At 71.9% G+C, this 1,101-nt stretch carries 1 protein-coding gene; it reads right to left on the bottom strand.

Annotation, left to right across the window (positions count from 1 at the left end; all coding sequences use genetic code 11):
• Nucleotides 1-90: 90 nt before the first annotated feature.
• Nucleotides 91-1,101 (bottom strand): helicase associated domain-containing protein (locus ABT085_RS46530; RefSeq protein WP_351623311.1); only part of this gene is annotated, 1,011 nt, incomplete at its 5' end.

The following is a 1,101-nucleotide window of genomic DNA, read 5'->3' as shown; positions in this document are numbered from 1 at the left end:
CACCTGGCGGACGATGTCGCGATGATCCTTGTCGACCGACTCGCATGAGTGCCAGGCACTAACCTTCGTCGGGCGGGCCACCCCTGCGTTCTAGGACCAGCGCATGCCGAGCTGGTCGAGTTCGGCGCGGCGTTGCGGGCTGAGCTTGGCGGCCCGGCGGCGGGTGTTGTCGAGCCAGGCTCCGAGCTTGTGTTCGATGCCGTCCACGATCTCGACCGCCTTGCGGGGCGCCAGCAGGTGGCCTTCGCGGGCGTGGAACTGGCGGGCGGCGGCGAGGTTCGCGGCCCATCGTGCGTCCTGCGTCCGGGGCGCACCCGCCGTCGGCTCGCCCTCCGCCGGGGGCTCGATCCCGACCGACTCCAAAAGCCACTGTTGCGCGGGCATGAGCTTGTCCCACCCGGCCCGCTGCCCGGCGATCCACACGCCCAGGTCCTCGCCCTGCACGATGAGTTCACCCGCCCCGGCGGGCAGAGCACCGCCCGCCTTCACATGGGCGAGGGTCAGCCTGTACGACCGCTGCCACCCGATCTCCCATGCCGGGCACCACCCGGGGTCGAGGTCGGCCAGTGCTTCCGCCCTCGATTCCGGGAGCTCCCCGGCGTAGGAGACGGTTTCCCCGTTCTCCCGCCGCTCGGCGTTCTCGGCCGCTTTGCGGGCGGCCGCGCGGGCGTTCTTCATGAAGGTCCCGATGGGGAAGTCGTCGAAGACGGCCGTGGTGGGCGGGAGCAGGTGCGTATGCGCGGCGGCGTAGGCGCGGGCGACGGCGAGGCCGGCCTCCCACGCAGATGCCTGCACAGACCACACCATCCCGAGCGTCTCCAACTGCTCCACCCGCGCGGCTTCCAGGGTCCCGGCCGTGTAGTACCTCCGTTGGTCCGCGATCCATACCCCGAGCGGATGTCCGCCGGCCGCGCCCCACTCCTCGGGCGAGACGAACGTGTAGGGCACCCGCAGCACGCTGCTGCCGGTCTCGCGCAGCCACCTGGTGGCCACCTCGATGCCGCGCCGCCAGTACGCGGCTTCGGGGTCGATGACCCGCAGCCTGACGAACCGGGCGAGGGCGGCGGGGTCGCGTTCCTCGCTGAACCTGAGCACGCCGGC

Source organism: Streptomyces sp. NPDC002265, assembly GCF_040296125.1.
GTDB lineage: Bacteria > Actinomycetota > Actinomycetes > Streptomycetales > Streptomycetaceae > Streptomyces.
Note: the sequence above shows the minus strand (reverse complement) of the source record. Positions and strands in the feature narration are given on the sequence as shown.